At 66.4% G+C, this 999-nt stretch carries 3 protein-coding genes; all 3 read left to right on the top strand.

The annotated features are described in order from the left end of the window. The first annotated feature begins 60 nt into the window (after positions 1 to 60). Positions 61 to 276 (top strand): hypothetical protein, encoded by a 216-nt coding sequence (locus ACG2LG_RS23945; RefSeq protein WP_396263403.1) that lies wholly within the window; start codon positions 61 to 63, stop codon positions 274 to 276. Continuing rightward, positions 273 to 632, top strand: a complete 360-nt coding sequence (gene tnpB, locus ACG2LG_RS23940; RefSeq protein WP_396263401.1) for an IS66 family insertion sequence element accessory protein TnpB — start codon at positions 273 to 275, stop codon at positions 630 to 632. The genes ACG2LG_RS23945 and tnpB overlap by 4 nt, the downstream gene beginning before the upstream one ends. A 108-nt stretch (positions 633 to 740) precedes the next feature. After that, positions 741 to 999, top strand: a 259-nt coding sequence (locus ACG2LG_RS23935) for a transposase (RefSeq protein ID WP_396263399.1), incomplete at its 3' end; no start/stop codon positions are given.

Below are 999 nucleotides of genomic sequence, written 5' to 3'. Positions count from 1 at the left end.
GTAAGCGTCCTAAAATCGGCCCCCTACCGCGCTGGGGGGTAAGGCGGCAGGCTGGCGGGGATGTCTAGAACCAATCGCCGCGCCACGCGGCCCATGCAGTGTTCGGACTTCCGCTTCGCGGAGGTCGAGCTTCCGTCCGTCACCCGGCCGCGGATCGTCGTCGAGTTCCGCGAGGGCTTCTCGCTGCTGCTCGCCGACGAGGCCGCCATCCCGATGGCCGCAAAATTCATCGCCGCCTGCCGGAAAGAACTCGAAGCGAAGGGAGGCCGGCCATGATGAACCTCGCCAACGCCGCGCTGAAGGTCTTCATCGCCCTGGAGCCTTGCGACATGCGGAAGTCCTTCAACGGCCTGCACGCCATGGCCGTCGACCACCTGAAGCTCACGCCCGCGCCCGACGCGCTGTTCGTCTTCACCAACAAGCGGCGCAACCGCATCAAGCTGCTCTACTTCGACGGCACCGGCACCTGGGTCGCGGCGAAACGTCTCGAAAAGGGGCGCTTCAGCTGGCCTTCGCCCAGCGAGCCGGACCAGCGCCGCATCCGGCTCCACGCCGAGGCGCTGCAACTGCTCCTCGACGGTGTCGAGCTGCGCGGCGCGGGCTTCAAGCCGTGGTACGAGCGCCCCGAGTGAGGCGCGATGCAAGGGACGCGCGGAAAGGCGGAGAAACATCGTCTTTCCGGCGCGTCCGGCACGCCTCTTGCTACTGCGCATCTAGTGGCAAAGAGTCCTCCAAACGAGATGCAGGCCTTGCTCGACCGGGTCGAGTCGATGGAGCGCGAACTCGACCTGCTGCGCGCCGAACTCGCCCGCAAGGACAAGATCATCGAGGGGCTCCAGCAACGCCTTTTCGGGTCGAGCAGCGAAAAACTCGACCCCGCCCAGCTCCAGCTGCTCTTCGACGAGATGGTGCTGGGAAAGCCCGCCCCTCCTCCCGAGTCCGACGGCGAGGACCCCGCACCGGAGGAGGACGAAAGGCCGAAGGGAAAAAGAAGCCGCC

It is taken from the genome of Haloferula sp. A504 (genome assembly GCF_044385805.1).
Lineage (GTDB): Bacteria > Verrucomicrobiota > Verrucomicrobiia > Verrucomicrobiales > Akkermansiaceae > Haloferula.
This window is presented reverse-complemented; position numbering and strand designations above follow the sequence as displayed.

Excerpts from the sequence above, each read along its gene's own strand:
- tnpB (WP_396263401.1), top strand. The coding sequence starts at position 273 with ATGATGAACCTCGCCAACGCCGCGCTGAAGGTCTTCATCGCCCTGGAG.
- ACG2LG_RS23945 (WP_396263403.1), top strand. The coding sequence starts at position 61 with ATGTCTAGAACCAATCGCCGCGCCACGCGGCCCATGCAGTGTTCGGAC.